Raw genomic sequence first — 20635 nt, 5'->3', positions numbered from 1 at the left:
GTGTCAGTCACACCTCGGTGAAGCCATCGCAGGCAAGCCAGCTCCCACACAAGCGTGCGCTTGGCTTGATCAACGCAACACGCACATTTTTTGAAGAAAAACTTCAAATCGCGGCGAACATCTGGTACAAAGTCAGCCGCTTTGAGCGGGTATAGTTTAGTGGCAAAACGAAAGCTTCCCAAGCTTTAGTTGAGGGTTCGATTCCCTCTACCCGCTCCACTCCAAGCCCCACATCTTGCGGGCTGAAGGCCAGATTCCTGGATATGACTCTGCCTGATCACACGATTCTCGACGTGTGAACGATTAGTCCCCCCCTCCTTATCTTTGCACCCAAAAACAGTTTCTTGTGATTATGGGACAGCCTTCCTTGCCGCCTCCAAAAACGCAGGCACACACAACTCAACGATTCATCTCGACTGCCAATCCTCCCCCCAAGAAGAGCCAGCAGCATTCAAAATGATACGAACCGATGTACTCGTTAAAGCGGATCAACTGCAGAAACCGAACTAAGTGTGAAGCACCTGGCAAGCGGTAACGGCTGACCACAGTCGAGGAGAACGACAGGAAGTGCAGGGGTGTCAGGCAGGCTCGTAAATCACTGGTCTGCGAAGCCATTCAACATGACTACACGTCGGCTCACTGCCGGCCCCACACTCTCCCGGTCAACAACTCCAGGGAATACAGGGGCACGATCAAGACGAAAAGGAACTCCGTTTGGGAGAGTCCCTTTCCTCCCGGCTCAGCGGCGCAAGAGTCGGTCTAGAACCAACAGAGCTACTGCACCGATTGCAATCGCTGCGACTGGCTTCTCTTTGACGAACGTCGATACGCTGTCCAGTGCATCGCCATACGCTTGAGTCAGCTGACCCGCCGCTTGACGGCCCGTGCCTTCAGCTTCCAGCTTCGAATCCCCAAACAGTTTCCCAACGACGCTCTGTGCCTTTCCTGCAACCCTTTCTGCTACACCTTCGACTTGTTCACTCTTCATAAATCACCAAACCTTTGCGTGTAATTGGGCAACCCAGGGTCAGCCTGAGCTAGCGGCTATCTGCACAGCATTAGGGGGATGACCGTCAGGATAAGTTCAAAGTTGATGAGGCTCAGGAGCGGTCCGCAAAGTGAACGTGAAAGTGCTGACTCGCGCCGATTTTCTTTAGCCTCCTGCCAGGTCACATTCCGAACGTCTGCTTCAAGAGCGATATTGCAGAAAAAGTCATTACCCCCACATGATTTAAACGCGTGCGAAATGCGGCGCTCGAAAAATCTCGATTCGAGCACCGCCCTGGAGTGTGCTCAAACGACGGTGAGACCCGTCCACTGTTCCGAGACGGCCCACAACCGCTCAGCATTGGCCGGGTCTGCTGCCCATTTTGCAACGCCTTTGCGTCCCAGGTTCGCGTCATGCAGGGACGCAATATTGCAATCCTCGCAGTACACGCCACCTTTGTTGTCAAGCAATGCACTGGTCGCACACCAAAGGCCTGTAGCTGCTCCTTGTTCCAGGGTTTTAAGTCCTGACTCAGGATCCAGGCGCTGCTTGCCGTGCTCATCCATCACATCGAATACAGCGACCTCGGCGGCGGTCAGATGGCGTCCCAAATCGGTAAGTATTTGCCCGGGGTGCAAAGAAAATGCCCTTACGCCTTGCTCCCGTCCACGCTTGTCGAGGGCCACTGCGAAGAGCGCATTGGCTGTCTTCGATTGCCCATAGGCAATCCATTTATCGTAGGGACGTCGTCTAAAATCGATATCGTCAAAGTCTATTCCTGCGATCTGATGCCCGCGTGACGACACTGCGATAACCCGTGCACCGTGCGCAGCAACAAGGGCAGGCCAAAGCCCACACGTAAGTCGGTAGTGCCCCAGATGATTGGTTGCGAACTGACTTTCATGCCCGTCGGCATCCCGTGCCAATGGCGAGGCCATGACACCGGCGCAGTTAATCAATAAGGAAATGGGACGCCCCTCGTCAAGGACGCTGCGGCTGAACGCGTTGACTGAATCCGCCCGCATGAGATCCATGGCTTGCACCGTTACGCCGTCGATGCCGATCAATGCCTCCCGCGCTCGGACAACGTCCCTGGCTGGCACGATGACTTGCGCGCCGGCCTTGGCTAAAGCTTTAGTGGTGACAAGCCCAAGGCCAGAGTAACCACCCGTGACGATTGCTAGTTTTCCGGCTAACTCCACACCTGCCATGACATCTTCTGATGTGCTGGCCGCTTTGTATGGGCTCTGAATCGATTGCTGGAGCGTCGACATTGGAATCATCCCGCTTGAGTACCGTAAGACTCCATTTTTCTTTAATATCGCCGGACGAACCAGTCTGATTAATCCGGTATTCTGTCGTGATCATCCAAACTCCTACCTCTGACCCGCTTTCCGAGATTCTTGCTCTGGTGGGGCTGCGTGCTACGTGCTCAGTACGCATTCACGCTGAAGGTACTTGGGGCTTACGGTTTCGTCCCCTTGAGTTGAAATTCAATGTGCTCCGGCGTGGTGAATGTTGGCTGCGCGTGGATGGGATGCCAGCTCGGTACCTCAGTGCCGGTGATTGCTTCGTCATTTCGCGCACCCCATTCATTTTGTCCAGTGGGGAAGACGCCCAGGCGTTGAACGCAGCAGACGTATTTTCCGGATCCGAGACTTTTGCGGCACTTGGCGCCGGCAATGAAGTGGAAATACTGACGGGCAGCGTTTCCCTGGCCAGTCCCGGCGTTGTTGATCTGCTTGACCTGCTGCCGCCCGCAATCATCATTCACGCCGAATCAATAAGCGCTTCGTCGTTCAGTTGGCTGCTTGATGAATTAGACCGCGAATGGCAGTCCAGACAGGTTGGAGCTCAGACGATATGCAACGACCTTTTGAGACTCGTATTCATCCATGCGCTTCGCCATCACATCACAAGCGCAGAAGTCGCCGATCTGAATTGGTTAAGCGGTTTGCAAGACCCAGCCATAGCTGCAGTGCTCCGTTCGATTCACAGCGCACCCGAAAAGCCATGGAGGCTGGACGAACTGGCAAACGTGGCGTGTATGTCACGCTCGAGCTTTGCCGCTCTCTTTAAAAAACGCGTCGGTCAGGCCCCCGTCGAATATGCCACGCGTTGGCGTATGCAAGTGGCAGGGGCGCGCTTACGCAATGGTATCGACAGCGTTGCTACGGTCGCCGCGTCGCTCGGATACCTGTCTGACGCGGCTTTTGGTGCAACCTTCAGGCGTATCCATGGAAAAACCCCAGGGCAATATAGACGCGAAGCTTTGTCGTAGGCGTCCTGCTGCTCCACGAGCCGTTGGAACTCCCTTCTTTCACTATCACTCGGATAAGGACGCTCCGCGCACATTGAAGGTCTAGGCAATGCAGAACCTAAAGATCGCCACATTCAACGTTAACGGGATAGGCGGGCGGCTTCCAAACCTTCTGCAGTGGCTTGAGAAAGAGCGCCCAGACATTGTATGCCTGCAGGAACTGAAGGCTCAGGACAAAGCTTTCCCAGCAGGCGATATAGAGGCGGCTGGCTATGGTTCGATCCACCATGGCCAAGCCTCTTGGAATGGAGTGGCCATTCTCGCGCGTGATTCCGAACCCCTTCTTCTGCTGAACCCGGTGCTTGCTCCCCACCTGAAGAACGCCGGCGTGGATGCGTGGGTTCGGGGTGAAGATCATCCAACTGACCATGCGCCGACTTGGATTGAGATCGCATCACGGAAATCTTGAAGATAATAGATGCCTGACTGCAACAGATTTGGGACGGCTCAGAAGGGTCAAACAGTGGCTGCTTTAGCAGCATGATCATCTGCTACCCACATAATTCGATGAGAGTGGGCATTTTGAAAAAGAGCGAGCTTCCAGTAAAAACCTGCCTCACATGCGGCCTTCCCTTCACTTGGAGGAAGAAATGGGCGCGCTGCTGGGAGGAGGTTCGTTATTGCTCGGAGCGCTGCCGGCGCAACAAGACTTGAAAAAAAGGGCCAACAACCGCCCTTTTGCGCTCAACCCGAGATCACTTGGTCAGCCAGGACTCGACGGTGCCAGCGCCGTGTTCAGCTTCTGTAGCCGAACTTTGCGAGCAAATCGCGTAGCTTTGTTTCGAATTCAATTTCTTTCTTAAGGCCGGCGTCGCCTTTCAGGGCTTCAGGTGAACGGCAGCAGCCGGCCAAAAGTAGCCGTTCATGACCCCCGCAAACTATGGAGATGCTAACCTCGCCAGGCCTAAGCTGACTCAAACGGCCTGAAAATTCCGGGGACTGAAAATGGAAGAAACGCTCTCTTCGATATTTATGCGTACTAAAGGAAAGCCCATAAATTTCAATGGGAAAACCGTCGTTGCGATCATGGAGATCGAAATCACGAAGCCCAGCACCGTCTTTTCAATTCGCCGATTGGGTGCTACGAACGGTCGAGTGCAAGGGTTAGCATTAAAGGCAGTAAGTGGGCAGATCGTCGTCGACGGCTCTGGCGATGGCTGTCCCGAGATAATTTTATGGTCTGATACCAGTCCTGATGCTGTGGAGATAGAAGTGTTTTCCAAATTTGGAAACACTTTAAAAATCTGGAACGTATGGAAAAGCACTTTTGGCATGAATGCATGGGTTGGCAACGCAGGAATCCACGTCTGCGGGCCGGATGGCAAGATGACGTTGGAATGTAGCGACGGTGTTGGTGATGTCGATTTCTCCGATTATGTCGTTGTTTTTGAAGAACGATAATGCGCGTAGTTATGTCCGCTATGGGTCAAAAGCGCTAAGTTGTATACCGCATTAGTGGCCAAAATCAGACACGCCCTTTCGGACAGTCAAATGGAGTTGAACAGGCCGAGATATGCAATGGTTTGAGTGCTCTGCGGCAAGCGCACCAACGGTTCTACTTGTGTAGAGGTCGAAAGACGGTCACCCCAGATGGCATTCGAGCCCACCATTATAAAATGCGTGAACTCTCCTGCCTTAGAGCTGATCAGCGCTCTCTCGGACTGACTGCAGATTTGCGCTATGACGTCTTCTGGGGTGCCGGCAAGCTCAACGAAATCTGAATCCATATAGAACCCAAGTTCTTCCGCTAGCTTCCAGGTTGGATTGCGGTCTTCCCACGAAACGTACTCGGCTTCGCTTGCGCTTTCAGTGGGCTCTGGCTCCCACTGTTCAAAAACAAATTCCTGCGCCTCGGCCTCAGTGGCGAAATTGGCACCGAAGAGATGGAAGGGCCAGCAGCCATCTTGCATGACACGATCTCCGTTGCGATTTGGGCTAACCATCCGTATATAGGTTTGATCCATCAACCTTCGGTGCACCCAACACCTATTAGCTTGTCGTTTGAATCCGCACATTCAATTTATGCTCTGGGTTTGGGTGCAAGCTAAGTAATCACAGCCACTCTGGCTCGGCCTGTGTGTTCATTGATCACATGTGAGCAATGAATTTTCTTCGGAGGCCAGCGGTGAACTCCTAACGATAAGGGGGGGTTGCGTTTGGTAATACCTACACACCTAAACACTTTGGTGTTGTATCCGTCATGTAAGAGTTCGATTCCCTCTACCTGCTCCACTCAGATTTTACACGTGCGTCAGGATGGTTTTTGACGACAGAGGCATAAAAAAACCGGCCCTTGGTGGCCGGTTTTTTATGGGCGAGTTTTGTGCATTTGCTATTTATGCCGCCAAAACCTGTACAAATCAATATTTCTGTACAAGTATCAAGGCTGGCGTTGGCGCATCGCCGCGCGCGAATACGGAGCCGGGCAATGACACGTTTACTGGTCTCATTGTTGCTGATGTTGAGTCTAAGCAGTTGCGGCAATGTCGGGGTGGACCACTACGCCGACCAGCAACCGAAACTGGACCTGGAGCATTTCTTCAGCAAGCCCGTCAAGGCGTGGGGGATTTTCCAGAAGCGCTCGGGGGAAGTGGCGAAGCGTTTTGAGGTGAATATCGCCAGCCGCCGCGAAGGCGACGCCTTGATTCTCGACGAACGCTTCCTGTACAGCGATGGCACGCGCCAACAACGGGTGTGGACGCTGACGCCGGATGGTCCGGGACGCTGGCGCGGGACAGCCGGTGACGTGGTCGGCGAGGCGATTGGCGAAGTGGCAGGCAACGCATTACGTTGGCGCTACCGGCTCAACCTGCCGGTGGATGGCTCGATCTATGAAGTCAGCTTTGATGACTGGATGTATCTGATGGACGAAGACACTTTGATCAACCGTTCCAGCATGACCAAGTTCGGCGTCGAATGGGGCCAGGTCACGTTGTTCTTTCGTCGCCAATGAGCGGCCCACAGCGAGGGTTAAGCATGAATCTGCAAAGGCTGACCGAACTGGCCATGAAGGGTGAGATACGCGAGTTGGAACTGCTGTCGCTGGAAGGTGGTTTCTACATCGCGCGTGTCAGGCTGGAACATGCCGAAACGACACTTGTGGACGATGATGCCAAGCCGCTGCGTATTGGCTCCACCACGCATTTGCGCGACCTGTTGAAGCGGGTGCCACCGTTTCCCTGTGTGCTGGTGCAGCACTGTGTGCACGATGAGATGTGCGGGGTGCGTGAAGGGCCCATCGGTGCGTTGCGCATTCCGTTTTCGCTGACCTCATCCCTTTAAGACGCGCTGCGTTTTTTGGCTCCCCTTCCCCTTGGTATGTGCGGCCTGGGAAGGCAAGCCTGTTGTCGTGCGCGAAAGAACTTACGCGGCGCGGTCCACGCGGTCTTGCGCTGCTTCTACCAACATCATTCCTAGCTCGATCATTTGTTGAATGGCCAGAGCCAGGTAGCGATGTTGGGCGGGAAGGCTTTCGGCAAACTCGCCGGTCATGGCGCCAGCGCCGGCGATGGTTTCGTAGGCGTTGGCGAGCAACGCTTCGGTGTTGGCTTCAGGGCGGACGCTGAACAGGTTTGTGGAAGGGTTAATCGAGTCGGTACACATCTGATGATCCTCGGTAAGGACCACCACCCAAAGAGTAAGGGTGGCAGCTGTACGCAGGTTAGTAGACCGGGAAAATTAATCCGAAAACCGGCGCGCCCGAGGACGCCCTGCGCACAGCTACCAATAAGCACAGGCATGAAAATGCCTGACAGTAAGGACAGCCGTACGCCGGATTAATTTTCAACGGGCTACTAAACCCGACCGCTGATGGGCAGCGGCAGACGAACCTTAAAGAGGTCGCCCAGGGCGTACAACTCAGACGATTCTGAGCTTTGTGTAGGCAATGGCGCGAGGCTTTTGACCGCCCTACCCAGCCCTGGAAAACTGTAGCTTTTGGCAACAAATAGCGTTTCAGGAAAGGTTGAGTTCACCCTCCCGTCCATACCATGCTCCGTAGCCCCGCCGCCCTCTGAAATGCCTAAGGAGACTTTTGACTATGACCCAACCCTTGACCCTATTCGATATAGTCGACGTCCTTGACAGCGAGGAAGCCATTGACGAATACCTTTCTCAAGTCATTGCGCAAGGTGATAAATCAGAGTTACTGAGAGCGGGAGAGTTTGCGGCAAGAGCCCTAGTAAAAATCAGAGCAAAACGGGTTGTAGGTCAATCAGGCGAAGAACCTCGACCTTTTGATCGTGAAGCACTCACACAAAAAATGCTAAACACAAGTGGGTGAGTTTTAAGTCCAATCAACCATTCCCCGCTGCACCACCCACGCCAACGGCAACGTCAGCAACAACATCCCCGCCAACACCATCAGCGCCACCGGTACCCCAAGCGCGTCGCCCACGCCACCAAACACAACCGGCGCCAGCGCGCCGCCACCAATCGTGCCGGTGTAAAACACCGCAAACGCCTGCTCGCGTTTCCCGGCGCCCGCCAAATCCGGAACGGCGCCATACAACACTGAAGACGTGCCATTCAGCGCCAACCCCAACACCGGCAACATCACCATCAACCCAGTCAGCGGCAGGTACACCGCGGCGACGATCAGCAGCGCCGTGGACGCCTCTGTCAGCCACACGGTTTTCATCATGCCGATGCGCGCACCGAGGTAGCCGCACAGCAACTTGCCGAACGCACCGCCGATAAACAGCATCGTCAGCGCCAGGCCAATGCCGGCAGTGCCGGCGCCTTTGGCTTGGAGCAGGAACGGCAGGAACGTCAGAAAACCCATGCGCACGGCGCTGTCGAGGGTGCCGGTGAGGATCAGGGCGCGCAGGCCGGTCGGGGAGCCGTTTCCGCTGAGAGATTTGGCCTTTTTCGTGGAGGCAGATTCGGAGGATTGTGTAGGCACCAGCCACCATAACAGCCCCGCCGCTGCCAGACCGAGCAACCCAAGCAGCGTGGCGCTGGCGCGCCAGCTGATCACGGTGAGCAGCAGGCCAACCAGGCCCGGGATCAGGGTTTTGCCAATGTCGCCGGAGAAGTTGTACTGGGACAACGCTTGCTTGACGCCGCCGCCGTCCTCGTAAGCATCAGTGATCATCGACGAAGCCAGCGGATGCTGAGTGCTGGCGCCCAGGCCGCCCAGCAGCAACGCCATCAGCAACATGGCCAATCCCGTGGCTTGCCCCACCAACACGTAAGCCACACCCGCCAGCGCAGTGCCGCCCACTAACATCGGCACACGGCCCCAGCGTCCGGCGGCGCGGCTGGCCATCAGTTGGAACACCGCCATCATCCCGGAGTAGGCGCCGCGTAACAGGCCGATCTGGGCATAGGACAACGCGAACTGCGCTTGCCAGATCGGCAGCAGCACGTAGATCACATCGGTGAGCCCATCGTGCACGGCATGGGCGCTGCAGCCTGCGAAAAGTGCGCGACGGCGCGCAGATGTTTCTGCAGCGGGCACGGCGACGGTGTCAGTCATGGTGTGGGCATCAGCTCAGGTTTAAGGGGCTTCCAGCCGGTCAGGGCGATCAGCAACGTCAGCAATTGAAAACCGATAATCAGCGCCACGCAGCCCGCCCAACCCCAACGCGTCCAGATCATTGCCGGGAGGATGGCACCGCAACTGCCGCCCAGGTAGTAACACGTGAGGTAAACCCCTACCGCGCCGGCCTTATTCTCGCGGGCGGTGGAGGTGGTGAAGGCATTCGCTGCCGCCTGAGCAAGGAACACGCCCGTGGAACTGAGTGCGAGGCCGAGAACGATGCACCCGAGAGAGGGCAGCAGCGTCAGCGCCGAGCCCGTGACACCGAGCACAGCAGCGACGGTCAACAGTTCGGCATGGGGCCTGGCTTTGCTCAAGCGGCCCGCGACAGGGATCACAATCAGCGCGAGCAGGAACACCATGTAAAGCGTGCCCAAGGCTGCAGGACCGAGGTTGAACGGCGGTAGGCTGAGGTACAACCCTGCGTAAGTAAACGCCGCAACCTGGGAAAACAGCACGCAAAAACCTACGGCATAGGCAGCCAGCAACGGTGTGCGAAAAAGACCCGCCGCAGAGACTGCGACGCTCTGCGCACGTGGTCGGTTGGCCGGCAACAAAAACTGAATAAACCCACCTACCATCAGGCTGAGTGCCGCGAGTAACTCAAAGGCTTCGCGCCACCCCACGTACTCTGTCATCACGCCCGTGACAAAGCGCCCGGCGAACCCGCCGAGCACCGTCCCGGCTACGTAGAGGCTGGTGACTTCGGTCACCGTCGCCCCCCTCCAGCGGTCGCCGATGTAAGCCACGCTGGTGGCAAACACCACCGGAATCACCATGCCTTCGACGAACCGCCACACCAGCACTTCGACAAAACTGTCGGCATAGGCGGTCATCAGCGCAGGCACTGCCAGCAGCAGCGCGGCCACGGCGATCACCGTGCGTTGCTCAAAGCGCCCGGTCAGCCGGCTGACAAAAGGCGCCGTCATCGCCACCGCCAGGGTCGTCACCGTGATGCTCCACCCCGCCGCATTGACGCTGATATGAAGCTGCGCGGCAAAGGTCTGCAGAATGCTCTGGGTGGCATAGAGGTTGAGAAACGCCGCGCAGCCACACAGGAACAGGGCAAGGCGGGCACAATGCAGGCGCGGTTTCATGAAACCTCTCGTTTTATTTTGTGAGGTCTTTATAGAATGGCGGGCGGGTCTTAAACCAATACCGATTTCGAACCGATCAATACCCCAAGGACCAGGATGCTCGACCTACGCAAACTGCGTTACTTTCTGACAGTCGCCGAAGAATTGCACTTCGGCCGCGCGGCCATTCGCCTGCACCTGGCCCAGCCACCGTTGACCCGGCAGATCTCGGCGCTTGAAACAGAGTTGGGCTTCAAGCTGTTTGATCGCACCAGCCGCACCGTGAGCCTTACCGCGCAGGGCCGCTCGTTCCTGCCCTATGCGCGCGGCGTTTTGGAGCAGGTGGAATTGGCGCAGGTGATTGCCGGCAAACTCGCCGCTGGCACCGCCGGGCAGTTGGCATTGGGCTATGTCAGCTCGATTGCCCTGTCGGACTTGTTCAGCCAAGCCATCCAGGCGTTTGCCCAGCGCTTTCCCGACGTGCAGTTGACCCTGGTGGAATGCGCCTCCGGCAGCCTTGGAGCACAGGTGGCAGATGGACGTTTGGATATCGGGTTGAGTCGCTTGCTGCCGCAAAACGATGAGGTGCAGGCGTTATCGCTCGGAGCGGAGCGCCTGGTGGCCGCGCTATCCACTGATAACCCGCTGGCAGGCCAGACGCACGTCAGCCTGGCGCAGCTCAGCGCCTACCCGCTGATCCTGTTTCCGGCGGATTATGGATCGGGGCTGAACCAGTCCATCGAACAACTTTACCGTCACCATGGCCAGCCGTTGCGACCTGGGCCGACTGGCCGGCAGATCACCTCAATCATTGCGCTGGTCGCGGCAGGGCAAGGCGTGGCGCTGGTGCCGCAATGCACGCAGAGTTTGATGAACAAAGGCGTGACTTATCGGCCGTTGGTGGAGCCGGATGCGTGTGCCCAGTTGTTGGTCCTGACTGCAACTGAAACAAAAAGTGTGCTGGTTGATGCCTTTCTCGCGGTGATTGCTGAAGCCTTACACACCCGGTAACAGCCCCGCAAAACCTCGCAATACCTCTCTCCAGCGCCATCCCATGGTGCTCATACACTGCATTCACTCGCCAATGAAATACCGGTCATCGACCGTTGGTAGGTAGAGTGTTGATAATTTATTTTCAGTGGTTATAGTCACCACCAACACACGCCACAAGGAGGTGCTGTGGATAGCCGATTTTTGATAGGTCACATCGTTGCGGACGGCTGGTACCTGGTGCGCACCCGAGGCAGTCATCACCACTTCAAACACCCGACCAAGCCGGGGCTGGTAACGATTCCCCATCCAAAGAAGGACCTGTTGGACAAGACCGCCAAGAGCATTTTGAAACAGGCTCTGTTGAGTTAACCGTCCCTGGAGGACAACAGACATGCTTTACCCCATCGCAATTACAACCGGTGACGACGATCACGCCTGGGGCGTGGAAGTGCCGGATATTCCTGGCTGCTACTCGGCTGGCGACGACCTGGACGACGCCATGGCCATGGCCCGCGAAGCCATCGAAGGGCACTTCGAGATCCTGGCCGAAGACGGCGCGGCAATTCCCAGCGCGCAGAAAGTCACCCTGCATGCGGCCAACCCTCAGTACGCAGGCTGCACCTGGGCGGTGATCGACATTGATGTCACCAAGTACCTGGGCAAGGCGCAAAAGCTCAACATTACGTTGCCCGGTTACCTGCTGAACCGTATTGATGAATATGTGCTGCATCACCCTGAAGAGAAGAGCCGCTCGGGCTTTCTGGCCTCTGCGGCGCTCAAGGTACTGCAGCAAGACCGATGATCGAATTCAACCGCAAGAAACGTAGTTCTCAGTTGCACCGGGTGCTCTAGATTCAACAGACACCCGCCGGATCAGGAACCCGCTCATGGCTTACGAATACACACTCATGCCCTCCCCCGTCGGCCAGCTCACCCTGGTGGCACGCGATGACAAACTCTGCGCGGTCCTGTGGGAGAACGAGCGGGCCAACCGCGTGCGCCTCGGTCAGTTGTACGAGGTTCACGACAGCGCGGTGTTGCTGGAAACCGAGCGCCAGTTGCAAGAGTACTTTGCTGGCACCCGCGACCACTTCGAGCTCGAACTGGACTTCGCCGGCACCGAATTCCAGAAGCAAGTCTGGCAGGCGTTACTGACCATTCCCTTCGGCGAAACCCGCAGTTACAGCCAGATCGCCCAGCAGATCGGCAACCCGAAAGCCGTGCGTGCGGTGGGCGCGGCCAATGGGCGAAATCCCATCTCGATCGTCGCGCCATGCCATCGGGTGATTGGCGCCTCGGGCGGTCTGACAGGGTTCGCCGGAGGGTTGGAAGCCAAGCAATATTTGCTCGCACTGGAAGGTACGGGCCAGGCAGAGCTGGCCTTTTAAGCAGCCGGCGACATAAACGTCGGCCATCACTCATCGGCTAATTGTAAAAAGAAATTTCAAAGCCCCACTGCGGTCAATACTTTCATCACCCACCTTATTCAAGGAAACCGGTCATGAAATTCTCCGCAGTCTCACAATCCCTGTCCCGCTGGGCAGGCAGTGCCAGGACGTTCTACGCGGCCGTCGCGCTGATCTTTGTGTGGAGCCTGAGCGGGCCCTATTTCCATTACAACGACACCTGGCAACTGATCATCAATACCTCGACTACCATCATCACCTTCCTGATGGTGTTCCTGATCCAGAACACGCAAAACCGCGACAACGACATCCTGCATATCAAAATCGACGAGCTGCTGCGCGTCTCCAAGGATGCACAGAACGCCGTGTTGAGCCTCGATGGTCTGGACCGCAAGGAACTGGAAAAACTGCGCAGGGAATACCGCAGCATCGGCGCAGCGGGCAATGTCAGCCTCAACAGCAGTTGCGGTGAAAGCGTGGACGACGCAGTGCAGGCCAAGACTGACCTGAACCAGGCATAAAAAAACGGCGGCTGGAGAAACTCCAGCCGCCGTTTTTTTTCATCAGACGCTATCAACCGTCGCCTTGATGGCCTTTGCCGTAGGTCGATGCCAACGCTCGGGCCTTCTGCAAACGCTCTTCCAGCTTGGGCAGCGTTTCATCCACCAGCGCTTTTATTTCCGGCACATCCGACGCCGCGCCTTCCTTCTTGAACAGGGCAATGGCGTCTTCGTTTTCCTTGACCTGCTGCGCGGTGTAGGCGGCATCAAAGGAATCGCCGTCTTTCAGTTCAGGCATCAGGGTTTCGGCCTTGTCGACGATCTTTTCGCGCGGCGCTACCGGCAGATCGAGCTTCTTGGCGATGGCCGCCAAATGCTGGTTAGCCAGGGTGCGCTCGTTGATCACCTCGATGGTGTAATCCTTGATTTCCTGGGACGAGGTTTTGGCGTGGGCCATGCGACTGGTTTCGATATCGGCCATGCCTTTGGCCGAAGCCTGCTCAATGAATTCGGCAGGCGACTGGGCGAAAGCATTGCTGGCGCCGAGGCCCAGCAGCATCGCGAAACTGGCGGTGCGTAACCGGATAGCCATACGGCTCATGATGGGTTCCTCCAGGGCAAAAATAAGTGCGAGGAGATTACCCCCGCCCTGAATTCGAATTTTCAGGGCGGCAAAGGTTTAGAAAAAACTCGCCAGTGCGACGAACGGTCGTTGTCGCCTCAAGCCGGTTTGCTGCCGAACAGCCCCGGCAGAGCGTGCGCCAGCGCATTGATGGCAAAGCCGATAAACATCACGCCACAGAGTTTGGTGATCAGGATTTCATGGCGCTGATACACCGTGCGCACACGCTGGGCACCGACCACGCCGATCAGAATCGCATAGGCCAGCAAACCGCCGATAAAGCTCAGGAAAATCAGCGACGGCAACATCGCCCAAGTCAGCAACTCGGCGCGGCTGGACAGCAAAGCCGTAAAGGTCGCGACCGCCACCGGGTACGCCTTCGGGTTGGTCAGGCCAAACAGAATGCCGTGCCAGAACGGATGCCGCGCGGCGCCCTGAGGGGCATCGCTGCTGCGACGCTGGGTACGAATCGCGCGCCAGCCGAGCCAGAACAGGTACAGGCCACTGAGCACGCCCAGCACGTCAAAAGCAGTGCTGCCCACTTCACGTGCGCCCACAATCGCAATCAGCGCGGTACTGCACCACACCACATCGCCCAGCAAGTGCCCACACAAAAAACCTGCCCCGGCGCGACGGCCGCGAGCCGCCCCAATACCGAACACAGCCAACACGCCCGGACCAGGCGTAATACCGTAGATAAAACCCGAAGCAAGGACGGCGAGCAGCAAGGATGGGGTCATGGGCGCGACTCTGACAGACAGTTAAGAGGTGCTGGGATTCTGCACGTTCTGACGCTACGGGTAAAACTTCATTCCCGCATAGGGCTTGGCGCGACAGGCTTGCAGGCGCGAGGCTCGGTCACCGACGTGAATTTCAAGTTTGTGGCCATCGGGGTCGAGGAAATAGAAGGAGGCGCCTTCACTGGAGTTGTCTCGCCATTCCTGCACACCCACCGCGCGCAGACGCGTGACCAACACGCTGAAATCAGCCTCACCGACAGTGAACGCATAGTGGGTGTAATCGGCCGCTGGGTTTGAGTGGCGCGATGGGTCAAGCGACAAGCAAAACCAAAGGCCTGGCAATGATAGATAAGCACCTTTGTCCCACGTGGCGTCGAGCTTCAACTGCAACAGCTCGTGGTAGAAATGGAGGCTGCGATCCAGATCGGTGACAGCCAGGGTCAGGTGGTTGAGGCCTGAAAGCATGAACACATCCTTTGTAAGTGCATTCGCTGACGAACGGGGCAAACCGTGGACGAGGTGACCCTGTAGTATGTTGCACTACAGATCACTACACCGAGGCTCCTATGTCTGTTATGTCCATACGCATACCGGAAGACGTCGCCGACACGCTTGCCAGTCTCGCGAAGGCGACCGGGCGCAGCAAATCTTTTCTCGCCGTTGATGCTTTACGTGAATACCTGTCGCGTGAAGCATGGCAGATAGAGGAAATACAGAAAGCCTTGAAAGAAGCGGATGCGGGTGACTTCGCCACCGCTGCCGAGGTCAATGCGGTTGCTGATAAATGGCGTATCAATGCAGGTTGAGTGGCTGAGGGCCGCCCTCAGAAACCTTGACGAAGAAGCGGCCTACATTGCCGAAGAAAACCCCAAAGCGGCCCATGAATTTGTACAGGCGATATTGGCGGGCCTTGAATACGTCGCTGAATTTCCGGCGATGGGCAAGGAAGGCCGCGTACCGGGGACCCGCGAGTGGGTTGTACCGCGGTGGCCCTACATCGTCCCCTACCGAATTCGTGAAGGGAGATTACAGGTGATGCGGATTTTTCATACGCGCCGCCAGCCTCCCACCTCCTGGTAAGCACTATTTAGCCCTGCAATACACCCTGCACCCGCCCCATCAACCACTGCAACCCCGAATCTCCGCCCCGCCGCACATGCCACGCCAGCTCAACCGCAAACGACGGAATATGAAACGGTGGCGGCACAGCCACCAGCTGCTGATAGTCGATATTGAGCAAACCCCGCGACGATACGGTCAGGATCAAATCCGTGCCCTGGATCAACTGCGGCGCCACGCCCCAGTGCGGCAGGCTGATCGCTACGTGGCGCCGTTGACGAATCGCGGTCAGCGCCCGCTCGATTTCCGGCGTGCCGCTGCCGCGCATTTCCAGCAGCACATGGGGGCGCGACAGGTAGGTCGGCAAATCGAGTGTGCTGTTTTCCGTCAGGCTGTCGCGGTCCACCAGGCAGGTGTAGTGCTCTTCAAATAACGGCGTGGTGCGCAGTTCGGCGGGCATGTCGGGGAACACGCCCGCTGCCAGGTCGATATCACCATTGAGCACACCATCGACCATGCCTTCGCGGCTGGCCTGGATGATTTGCAGGTCAATGCCCGGTGCTTCACGGCGTAGGACGCGGACGAGATTCGGCAGGAAAATCGCCGCGCTGTAGTCCGACATTGCCACGCGAAATCGCCGTTTGGCTGACGCCGGATCAAACCGATCAGGTGCCAACAATGCCTGCACATGGGCCAACGCTTCGGCCAAGGGCGTCGCCAACTCCAACGCTCGCGCCGTCGGCATCAGCCTACCGCCCTGGCGCACCAACAGCGGGTCCCCCAGCAAATCCCTCAAGCGTGCCAACGCATGGCTGACCGCCGGCTGACTCAGGTGCAAACGCTCAGCCGCGCGGGTGACATGCTGCTCGCTGAGCAGAGCATCAAGGATGACCAGCAGGTTAAGATCGATGCGGCGCAGATCATTCATCAGCTGCATGTTTACCATAAGAACTTGGAATTTAAATTTGCGCGACGAATAGCCTAGAGTCCAGAAAAACCTCTGGGAAATTCGAAATGACAACGTTGCATTGGACAGGTTTGTTGGCGCTGGCGGTCATCGCCGGGGCGGTGGTGCCGTTTCAAAGTGCGATCAACGCCAACCTCGGACGCGGGCTCGGCCACCCGCTGTGGGCCACCCTGGCTTCGCTGCTGGTGAGCATCATCGTGTTGCTGCCGGTGATTATCGCGATGCGCCTGCCGCTGCCGAGCCTCGCGTTTATCACGCAGGCGCCGCTGTGGATGTGGGCCGGGGGCGCGTTTGGCGTGTGCTTTATTTCATTGGCGCTGATGCTGCTGCCCAAGCTCGGCGCGTCCGGTTTTATTGCCTTGGCCATGGCCGGGCAGATTATTGCTTCGCTGATGCTCGACCACTTCGGCCTGTTTGGCCTGGTGGAGCGCCAACTGACAACGCCCCGCGTGCTGGGGGCGTTGTTGTTGATCGGCGGGGTGGCGTTGATTCAGTTCAGCGCCACCCCCGGTCGCGCACTGGCAACGGCGGGCTGATCAGCCCTTGTCCAGCGTACGCAGTTTTTGCGGCAGGCCCCACAGCAGCAGCGCCGCCGCCAACAGCGCGCACACGCCGATCACATACAGCGCCGGGGTGGTGCTGCCAGTGAGGTCCTTGATGCGCCCCACCATCACCGGGCTGACGATACCGCCGAACTGCCCCAGCGTGTTGATCACCGCGATGCCACCCGCCGCACCGGCCCCCGCGCCAGCCAGCAGTTTCGGCGGCAGGGTCCAGAAGGTCGGGATCGACGCAATAATGCCGGCGCCCAGCATGCCCAGGGCGATGATCAGGAAGGTGGTGTGATCGGCAAAGATCCCGGCGCTGAAGAAGCCCACTGCACCGAGCACCACCAGCCCGCAGACAAACTTGCGTCGCTCGCCCGTCGCATCCGACAGCCGCCCGATCACCACCATGCTGATCGCACCGCACACATAAGGAATCGCCGTGAGCAGGCCAATCATCACCGGGCTTTGGGTACCGGCGCTGCGGATCAATTGCGGCGCCCAGAAATTAAGGCCGTAGGACGCCACCTGAATCAGAAAGTAGATAAAGCCGAGCATCAGGAAACCCGGAATACGGATCGCCGACAACAAAGAACCGCCGTGCTGATTCGGCTCATGTTTGGCGATGCGGCTCGACAGCAAGGTCTTCTCCTCCGTCGTCAGCCAGTGGGCATCTTCAATGCGATCCTTGAGCCGGGTCAGCACCAGAAAACCCAGGCCGATGCACGGCAAGCCGCCGAGCAGAAACAGCCAGTGCCAGCCGCGCATTTGCAGCACGCCATCGAGGTGCTCCAGCACCAGGCCGGAAAACGGCGCGCCCACCAGCCCCGCGAATGCCGACGCGAGAAACAGCATCGAGGTAATCCGCCCACGGAAATGCTGCGGGAACCACAAGGTCAGGTAATAAAGCACGCCCGGCGCGAAACCCGCCTCCATCGCGCCGATGATGAAGCGCAGCCCATAAAACTGCCATTCGGCCGTGACAAACACCATGGCCGCCGTCGCCAGCCCCCACGACATCATGATCCGCGCGATCCAGCGCCGCGCGCCGACCTTGTACAGCATCATGTTGCTCGGCACTTCGAAGATCACATACCCCACCACAAACAACCCGGCGCCCAAGCCGTAGGCGGTGTCGCTCAGGCTCAGGTCGGTTTGCAGCTGGAACTTGGCGAAGCTGATGTTGATACGGTCAAAAAACGCGAACAAATAACACACCATGATCAGCGGCATCAGGCGCCAGGCGACCTTGCTGACCAGGGCTTTTTCAGCATCGATTTCAGCGGCCGGGCGCGCGCCGGCCTCCAACGTATTAGTGCTCATGCTTTCTCTCCAGCGGACTGCTCAACGGCGTCCGATTGTTTTTGTTGTCTGGTGCAGGGTTACAGCGTGGCGATGTAGTCCGGTGGTGGATGCAGGTCGCAATTGCGCCCGGCCTTGGCAACTTGGCCGGGCAACTCATGGCCCAGCAAGGCAGGCAGGCGACGGGACATGTGCAGCAGGTGTGGCAGATCGATGCCGGTGTGAATACCGACCTCCTCGCACAGGTTCACCAGGTCTTCGGTGCAGATATTGCCCGAGGCGCCTGGCGCAAAGGGGCAACCACCGAGGCCACCGAGCGCGGCGTCGAAGCGACGGGCACCGGCTTCATAAGCAGCCAGCACATTGCACAAACCCAGGCCGCGCGTGTTGTGGAAATGCAGGGTCAGGTCGCTGGCCGAGACGCGCTGCAACACGCGTTTGACCAGACGCTCGACCTGCCTTGGATTGGCCATGCCGGTGGTGTCGGCGAGGCTGATACCTTGAATGCCGAGTTCCTGATAGGCCTCCACAATCTGCAGCACACGGTCTTCGTCGATCTTGCCTTCGAACGGGCAGCCAAACGTGGTGGCGATGCTGCCATTCAGACGCACCGGGTAATCGGCGGCAAAGCGGGTGATGTCACCGAATGCGGCCAACGACGCCTCGCAACGCATGCGCATATTGGCCAGGTTGTGGGTCTGGCTGGCGGACATCACCAGGTTCAGTTCATCCGCGCGGGACTCGATGGCGCGCTGGGCGCCCTTGAGGTTGGGGATCAGCGCCACATAGATCACACCGGGTTTGCGTGTGATGCCCTGAAACACTTGCTCGCCATCACGTAGCGCCGGGATAGCCTTGGGCGAGACGAACGAACCGGCTTCAATTCGCGAAAAACCGGCGAGGGAAAGCTGGTCGATCAAGGCGATCTTGTCGGCCGTCTCCACCCAGGTCGGCTCGATTTGCAGCCCATCGCGCGGGGACACTTCCTGCACGATCAGCGTGTCAGAATAATCAGTGATCATTGCACCACTCCCGAGGTTTTCAGGCGTTGGATATCGGCACCGGTCAGGCCCAGGCTGCCAAGGATGTCGTCAGTGTGCTGGCCCAGGGTTGGCCCTTGCCAGTTCACGCTGCCCGGGGTGTCGGACAGCTTGGGCACAATGCCGGGCATCTTCACCGACATGCCGCCGGGCAGCTCGGCATCCAGCAGCATGTCGCGCGCCTGATAGTGCGGGTCGCTGACGATATCGGCCACGGAGTAGATACGCCCGGCCGGCACTTCGGCAGCTTCCAGCGCGCTCAGCACCTGGTCGATGGGCAGGCTGCTGGTCCAGTGGGTAATGGCTGCGTCGAGCAAACCACTTTTGGCCGCGCGGCCGTCGTTGTGGGCGAATTCGGCGGCTTCGGCCAGGTCGGCGCGGCCGATGGTATTCATCAGGCGTTTGTAGATCGGGTCGCTGTTACCAGCGATCACCACATAAGCGCCGTCGGCGGTCAGGTAGGTGTTGGACGGCGCGATGCCGGGCAAGGCGCCACCGCTGCGTTCACGCACGTGGCCGAGCATGTCGTATTCCGGCACCAGGCTTTCCATCAGGTTGAACACGCTTTCGGCCAGGGACACATCGACAATCTGCCCGTCACCCTGGCCAGTCTTGACCCGCAGCAGCGACATCAAAGCACCGATCACGCCGTGCAGGGACGCCAGCGAATCACCGAGGCTCACGCCCACCCGCGCCGGGGGCGAATCCGGGTTGCCGGTGGTGTAGCGAATGCCGCCCATGGCCTCGCCGATCGCACCAAAACCCGGGCGGTCGCGGTACGGGCCGGTTTGGCCGTAGCCGGAAATACGCACCAGGGTCAGCTTGGGGTTGATGGCGTGCAGCACCTCCCAACCCAGGCCAAGTTTCTCGAGGCCACCGGGGCGCAGGTTCTCGATGAGCACGTCGGCGTCGCCGAGCAGTTGCTTGATCAGGTCCAGCCCCTCAGGCGACTTGAGGTCCAGCGCCAGGGACTTCTTGTTGCGCGACTGCAGGTACCACCACAGCGAGGTGCCTTCGTGCAGCTTTCGCCATTTGCGAAGCGGATCGCCCTGCCCCACGGCTTCGATCTTGATCACCTCGGCGCCAAACTCGGCCATCAGCCGCGCGGCGAACGGCGCAGCGATCAGCGTGCCGATCTCGATCACCTTGATACCGCTCAGGGGAGCCGTCATCGGGTGTACCTCTTATTCTTGGAATGTGCGGCCAAGACTAGAGGACGCCAATGGGGGAAATCCAACCGTCAGTTGGCAAGGAGCGTTCGCGAATGGCGAACGCTCATAGATCGCTATCGCGGGCAATCCCGGCTCCCACAGGTGACCGCATTCCACTGTGGGAGCTGGCTTGCCTGCGATGAGCATAGGTATCTATACAACTTTCAGGGGCTACCGAATTTTCCTGTGGCGAGCGGGCTTGTCCCGCGTTGGGCTGCGAAGCGGCCCTAAAACCGGACGCGCTGGAATACCTGACCCACCGCATTCTTCCCTTTGGGGCTGCTACGCAGCCCAACGCGGGACAAGCCCGCTCGCCACAACAGC

Annotated in this window: 29 protein-coding genes and 1 tRNA gene; 17 read left to right on the top strand and 13 right to left on the bottom strand. The window is 58.2% G+C overall.

Features of this window, described 5'->3' with window-relative positions; translation table 11 throughout:
• Positions 1-145 precede the first annotated feature (145 nt).
• Positions 146-219, top strand: a tRNA-Gly gene (locus BFW87_RS18885).
• 520 nt (positions 220-739) lie between these two features.
• On the opposite strand, the gene BFW87_RS18880 is transcribed toward BFW87_RS18885, so the two are convergent.
• Complete coding sequence (locus BFW87_RS18880; protein WP_078741255.1) at positions 740-988, bottom strand: CsbD family protein; 249 nt, start codon at positions 986-988, stop codon at positions 740-742.
• A gap of 305 nt (positions 989-1293) precedes the next feature.
• On the bottom strand, positions 1294-2262 hold the full coding sequence (locus tag BFW87_RS18875) for an oxidoreductase (protein WP_078741335.1): 969 nt from the start codon (positions 2260-2262) through the stop codon (positions 1294-1296).
• A gap of 86 nt (positions 2263-2348) precedes the next feature.
• Between BFW87_RS18875 and BFW87_RS18870 the strand changes: the two genes are divergently transcribed.
• The 5 genes from BFW87_RS18870 to BFW87_RS18850 all read left to right on the top strand — a co-directional run bounded on the left by BFW87_RS18870 (position 2349) and on the right by BFW87_RS18850 (position 4709).
• A complete protein-coding gene (locus tag BFW87_RS18870) occupies positions 2349-3269 on the top strand; it encodes an AraC family transcriptional regulator (protein ID WP_254865910.1) in 921 nt (306 codons plus the stop codon).
• A gap of 88 nt (positions 3270-3357) precedes the next feature.
• Entirely contained in the window at positions 3358-3717 is a 360-nt protein-coding gene (locus BFW87_RS18865; RefSeq protein ID WP_078741253.1) for an endonuclease/exonuclease/phosphatase family protein, read from the top strand.
• Positions 3718-3830: 113 nt separating this feature from the next.
• Positions 3831-3962, top strand: a complete 132-nt coding sequence (locus tag BFW87_RS18860) for a DUF2256 domain-containing protein (protein WP_078741334.1) — start codon at positions 3831-3833, stop codon at positions 3960-3962.
• The gene (locus BFW87_RS32005) at positions 3899-4111 is read left to right on the top strand and encodes a hypothetical protein (protein WP_176159778.1); all 213 of its coding nucleotides are present in this window, start codon (positions 3899-3901) and stop codon (positions 4109-4111) included. Before BFW87_RS18860 ends, BFW87_RS32005 begins: the two co-directional genes overlap by 64 nt.
• A 142-nt stretch (positions 4112-4253) precedes the next feature.
• Positions 4254-4709 carry a hypothetical protein gene (locus BFW87_RS18850; RefSeq protein ID WP_078741252.1) on the top strand — a complete coding sequence of 152 codons (456 nt, stop codon included), beginning with the start codon at positions 4254-4256 and terminating at the stop codon, positions 4707-4709.
• Positions 4710-4795: 86 nt separating this feature from the next.
• Here the strand turns inward: BFW87_RS18850 and BFW87_RS18845 are convergent, their stop codons facing one another.
• Entirely contained in the window at positions 4796-5218 is a 423-nt protein-coding gene (locus BFW87_RS18845) for a hypothetical protein (RefSeq protein WP_078741251.1), read from the bottom strand.
• Positions 5219-5736: 518 nt separating this feature from the next.
• On the opposite strand from BFW87_RS18845, the gene BFW87_RS18840 reads away from it, so the two are divergent.
• The gene (locus BFW87_RS18840) at positions 5737-6261 is read left to right on the top strand and encodes a DUF3833 domain-containing protein (protein WP_078741250.1); all 525 of its coding nucleotides are present in this window, start codon (positions 5737-5739) and stop codon (positions 6259-6261) included.
• Between the two features lie 23 nt (positions 6262-6284).
• Positions 6285-6590: a DUF6482 family protein gene (locus BFW87_RS18835; protein ID WP_078741249.1), complete on the top strand. Its 306-nt coding sequence runs from the start codon at positions 6285-6287 to the stop codon at positions 6588-6590.
• An 81-nt stretch (positions 6591-6671) separates the two neighbouring features.
• Here BFW87_RS18835 and BFW87_RS18830 read toward each other — a convergent pair whose 3' ends face one another.
• The gene (locus BFW87_RS18830) at positions 6672-6911 is read right to left on the bottom strand and encodes a DUF6124 family protein (RefSeq protein ID WP_078741248.1); all 240 of its coding nucleotides are present in this window, start codon (positions 6909-6911) and stop codon (positions 6672-6674) included.
• A gap of 436 nt (positions 6912-7347) precedes the next feature.
• Here BFW87_RS18830 and BFW87_RS32305 point away from each other — a divergent pair, with 436 nt between their 5' ends.
• The gene (locus tag BFW87_RS32305; protein WP_254865909.1) at positions 7348-7590 is read left to right on the top strand and encodes a hypothetical protein; all 243 of its coding nucleotides are present in this window, start codon (positions 7348-7350) and stop codon (positions 7588-7590) included.
• Between the two features lie 3 nt (positions 7591-7593).
• Here the strand turns inward: BFW87_RS32305 and BFW87_RS18820 are convergent, their stop codons facing one another.
• Positions 7594-8787 carry an MFS transporter gene (locus BFW87_RS18820; RefSeq protein WP_078741247.1) on the bottom strand — a complete coding sequence of 398 codons (1194 nt, stop codon included), beginning with the start codon at positions 8785-8787 and terminating at the stop codon, positions 7594-7596.
• The gene (locus BFW87_RS18815; RefSeq protein ID WP_078741246.1) at positions 8784-9947 is read right to left on the bottom strand and encodes an MFS transporter; all 1164 of its coding nucleotides are present in this window, start codon (positions 9945-9947) and stop codon (positions 8784-8786) included. The genes BFW87_RS18820 and BFW87_RS18815 overlap by 4 nt, the downstream gene beginning before the upstream one ends.
• A gap of 96 nt (positions 9948-10043) precedes the next feature.
• Here BFW87_RS18815 and BFW87_RS18810 point away from each other — a divergent pair, with 96 nt between their 5' ends.
• From BFW87_RS18810 to BFW87_RS18790, 5 genes are all read left to right on the top strand, one after another.
• Positions 10044-10937, top strand: a complete 894-nt coding sequence (locus BFW87_RS18810; RefSeq protein WP_078741245.1) for a LysR family transcriptional regulator — start codon at positions 10044-10046, stop codon at positions 10935-10937.
• Between the two features lie 168 nt (positions 10938-11105).
• Positions 11106-11288 (top strand): type II toxin-antitoxin system HicA family toxin, encoded by a 183-nt coding sequence (locus BFW87_RS18805; protein ID WP_078741244.1) that lies wholly within the window; start codon positions 11106-11108, stop codon positions 11286-11288.
• Positions 11289-11310: 22 nt separating this feature from the next.
• The gene (locus BFW87_RS18800) at positions 11311-11721 is read left to right on the top strand and encodes a type II toxin-antitoxin system HicB family antitoxin (protein WP_078741243.1); all 411 of its coding nucleotides are present in this window, start codon (positions 11311-11313) and stop codon (positions 11719-11721) included.
• Positions 11722-11806: 85 nt separating this feature from the next.
• Positions 11807-12307, top strand: a complete 501-nt coding sequence (locus BFW87_RS18795; RefSeq protein WP_078741242.1) for a methylated-DNA--[protein]-cysteine S-methyltransferase — start codon at positions 11807-11809, stop codon at positions 12305-12307.
• 113 nt (positions 12308-12420) lie between these two features.
• Positions 12421-12846 carry a low affinity iron permease family protein gene (locus BFW87_RS18790; protein WP_078741241.1) on the top strand — a complete coding sequence of 142 codons (426 nt, stop codon included), beginning with the start codon at positions 12421-12423 and terminating at the stop codon, positions 12844-12846.
• 52 nt (positions 12847-12898) lie between these two features.
• Here BFW87_RS18790 and BFW87_RS18785 read toward each other — a convergent pair whose 3' ends face one another.
• From BFW87_RS18785 to fos, 3 genes are all read right to left on the bottom strand, one after another.
• Complete coding sequence (locus BFW87_RS18785; protein WP_005785958.1) at positions 12899-13426, bottom strand: DUF4142 domain-containing protein; 528 nt, start codon at positions 13424-13426, stop codon at positions 12899-12901.
• Between the two features lie 119 nt (positions 13427-13545).
• Entirely contained in the window at positions 13546-14187 is a 642-nt protein-coding gene (locus tag BFW87_RS18780; RefSeq protein ID WP_078741240.1) for a LysE family translocator, read from the bottom strand.
• 54 nt (positions 14188-14241) lie between these two features.
• Complete coding sequence (gene fos, locus BFW87_RS18775) at positions 14242-14652, bottom strand: fosfomycin resistance glutathione transferase (RefSeq protein WP_078741239.1); 411 nt, start codon at positions 14650-14652, stop codon at positions 14242-14244.
• Between the two features lie 101 nt (positions 14653-14753).
• On the opposite strand from fos, the gene BFW87_RS18770 reads away from it, so the two are divergent.
• On the top strand, positions 14754-14993 hold the full coding sequence (locus BFW87_RS18770; protein ID WP_078741238.1) for a CopG family ribbon-helix-helix protein: 240 nt from the start codon (positions 14754-14756) through the stop codon (positions 14991-14993).
• The gene (locus BFW87_RS18765; protein WP_078741237.1) at positions 14983-15267 is read left to right on the top strand and encodes a type II toxin-antitoxin system RelE/ParE family toxin; all 285 of its coding nucleotides are present in this window, start codon (positions 14983-14985) and stop codon (positions 15265-15267) included. Before BFW87_RS18770 ends, BFW87_RS18765 begins: the two co-directional genes overlap by 11 nt.
• A 7-nt stretch (positions 15268-15274) precedes the next feature.
• Here BFW87_RS18765 and BFW87_RS18760 read toward each other — a convergent pair whose 3' ends face one another.
• Positions 15275-16183: a LysR family transcriptional regulator gene (locus tag BFW87_RS18760; protein ID WP_439848393.1), complete on the bottom strand. Its 909-nt coding sequence runs from the start codon at positions 16181-16183 to the stop codon at positions 15275-15277.
• A 77-nt stretch (positions 16184-16260) separates the two neighbouring features.
• Here BFW87_RS18760 and BFW87_RS18755 point away from each other — a divergent pair, with 77 nt between their 5' ends.
• On the top strand, positions 16261-16749 hold the full coding sequence (locus BFW87_RS18755; RefSeq protein ID WP_078741235.1) for a DMT family transporter: 489 nt from the start codon (positions 16261-16263) through the stop codon (positions 16747-16749).
• Here the strand turns inward: BFW87_RS18755 and BFW87_RS18750 are convergent, their stop codons facing one another.
• The 3 genes from BFW87_RS18750 to BFW87_RS18740 are packed head-to-tail and all read right to left on the bottom strand — an operon-like array spanning position 16750 to position 20272.
• On the bottom strand, positions 16750-18081 hold the full coding sequence (locus BFW87_RS18750; RefSeq protein ID WP_078741234.1) for an MFS transporter: 1332 nt from the start codon (positions 18079-18081) through the stop codon (positions 16750-16752). It lies immediately after the preceding gene.
• Positions 18082-18140: 59 nt separating this feature from the next.
• Complete coding sequence (locus BFW87_RS18745; RefSeq protein WP_078741233.1) at positions 18141-19082, bottom strand: hydroxymethylglutaryl-CoA lyase; 942 nt, start codon at positions 19080-19082, stop codon at positions 18141-18143.
• The gene (locus tag BFW87_RS18740; protein ID WP_078741232.1) at positions 19079-20272 is read right to left on the bottom strand and encodes a CaiB/BaiF CoA transferase family protein; all 1194 of its coding nucleotides are present in this window, start codon (positions 20270-20272) and stop codon (positions 19079-19081) included. Before BFW87_RS18740 ends, BFW87_RS18745 begins: the two co-directional genes overlap by 4 nt.
• Between the last annotated feature and the right edge of the window lie 363 nt (positions 20273-20635).

The organism is Pseudomonas fluorescens (genome assembly GCF_002022275.1).
GTDB classification, from domain to species: domain Bacteria; phylum Pseudomonadota; class Gammaproteobacteria; order Pseudomonadales; family Pseudomonadaceae; genus Aquipseudomonas; species Aquipseudomonas fluorescens_AJ.
This window is presented reverse-complemented; position numbering and strand designations above follow the sequence as displayed.

What these genes read in the sequence shown, in the direction of transcription:
- BFW87_RS18880 (WP_078741255.1), bottom strand. Translation starts at nt 988, where the DNA reads ATGAAGAGTGAACAAGTCGAAGGTGTAGCAGAAAGGGTTGCAGGAAAG.
- BFW87_RS18875 (WP_078741335.1), bottom strand. Translation starts at nt 2,262, where the DNA reads ATGTCGACGCTCCAGCAATCGATTCAGAGCCCATACAAAGCGGCCAGC.
- BFW87_RS18865 (WP_078741253.1), top strand. Translation starts at nt 3,358, where the DNA reads ATGCAGAACCTAAAGATCGCCACATTCAACGTTAACGGGATAGGCGGG.
- BFW87_RS32005 (WP_176159778.1), top strand. Translation starts at nt 3,899, where the DNA reads ATGGGCGCGCTGCTGGGAGGAGGTTCGTTATTGCTCGGAGCGCTGCCG.
- BFW87_RS18850 (WP_078741252.1), top strand. Translation starts at nt 4,254, where the DNA reads ATGGAAGAAACGCTCTCTTCGATATTTATGCGTACTAAAGGAAAGCCC.
- BFW87_RS18845 (WP_078741251.1), bottom strand. Translation starts at nt 5,218, where the DNA reads ATGCAAGATGGCTGCTGGCCCTTCCATCTCTTCGGTGCCAATTTCGCC.
- BFW87_RS18840 (WP_078741250.1), top strand. Translation starts at nt 5,737, where the DNA reads ATGACACGTTTACTGGTCTCATTGTTGCTGATGTTGAGTCTAAGCAGT.
- BFW87_RS18835 (WP_078741249.1), top strand. Translation starts at nt 6,285, where the DNA reads ATGAATCTGCAAAGGCTGACCGAACTGGCCATGAAGGGTGAGATACGC.
- BFW87_RS18830 (WP_078741248.1), bottom strand. Translation starts at nt 6,911, where the DNA reads ATGTGTACCGACTCGATTAACCCTTCCACAAACCTGTTCAGCGTCCGC.
- BFW87_RS32305 (WP_254865909.1), top strand. Translation starts at nt 7,348, where the DNA reads ATGACCCAACCCTTGACCCTATTCGATATAGTCGACGTCCTTGACAGC.
- BFW87_RS18820 (WP_078741247.1), bottom strand. Translation starts at nt 8,787, where the DNA reads ATGACTGACACCGTCGCCGTGCCCGCTGCAGAAACATCTGCGCGCCGT.
- BFW87_RS18815 (WP_078741246.1), bottom strand. Translation starts at nt 9,947, where the DNA reads ATGAAACCGCGCCTGCATTGTGCCCGCCTTGCCCTGTTCCTGTGTGGC.
- BFW87_RS18810 (WP_078741245.1), top strand. Translation starts at nt 10,044, where the DNA reads ATGCTCGACCTACGCAAACTGCGTTACTTTCTGACAGTCGCCGAAGAA.
- BFW87_RS18800 (WP_078741243.1), top strand. Translation starts at nt 11,311, where the DNA reads ATGCTTTACCCCATCGCAATTACAACCGGTGACGACGATCACGCCTGG.
- BFW87_RS18795 (WP_078741242.1), top strand. Translation starts at nt 11,807, where the DNA reads ATGGCTTACGAATACACACTCATGCCCTCCCCCGTCGGCCAGCTCACC.
- BFW87_RS18790 (WP_078741241.1), top strand. Translation starts at nt 12,421, where the DNA reads ATGAAATTCTCCGCAGTCTCACAATCCCTGTCCCGCTGGGCAGGCAGT.
- BFW87_RS18785 (WP_005785958.1), bottom strand. Translation starts at nt 13,426, where the DNA reads ATGAGCCGTATGGCTATCCGGTTACGCACCGCCAGTTTCGCGATGCTG.
- BFW87_RS18780 (WP_078741240.1), bottom strand. Translation starts at nt 14,187, where the DNA reads ATGACCCCATCCTTGCTGCTCGCCGTCCTTGCTTCGGGTTTTATCTAC.
- fos (WP_078741239.1), bottom strand. Translation starts at nt 14,652, where the DNA reads ATGCTTTCAGGCCTCAACCACCTGACCCTGGCTGTCACCGATCTGGAT.
- BFW87_RS18770 (WP_078741238.1), top strand. Translation starts at nt 14,754, where the DNA reads ATGTCTGTTATGTCCATACGCATACCGGAAGACGTCGCCGACACGCTT.
- BFW87_RS18765 (WP_078741237.1), top strand. Translation starts at nt 14,983, where the DNA reads ATGCAGGTTGAGTGGCTGAGGGCCGCCCTCAGAAACCTTGACGAAGAA.
- BFW87_RS18760 (WP_439848393.1), bottom strand. Translation starts at nt 16,183, where the DNA reads ATGCAGCTGATGAATGATCTGCGCCGCATCGATCTTAACCTGCTGGTC.
- BFW87_RS18755 (WP_078741235.1), top strand. Translation starts at nt 16,261, where the DNA reads ATGACAACGTTGCATTGGACAGGTTTGTTGGCGCTGGCGGTCATCGCC.
- BFW87_RS18750 (WP_078741234.1), bottom strand. Translation starts at nt 18,081, where the DNA reads ATGAGCACTAATACGTTGGAGGCCGGCGCGCGCCCGGCCGCTGAAATC.
- BFW87_RS18745 (WP_078741233.1), bottom strand. Translation starts at nt 19,082, where the DNA reads ATGATCACTGATTATTCTGACACGCTGATCGTGCAGGAAGTGTCCCCG.
- BFW87_RS18740 (WP_078741232.1), bottom strand. Translation starts at nt 20,272, where the DNA reads ATGACGGCTCCCCTGAGCGGTATCAAGGTGATCGAGATCGGCACGCTG.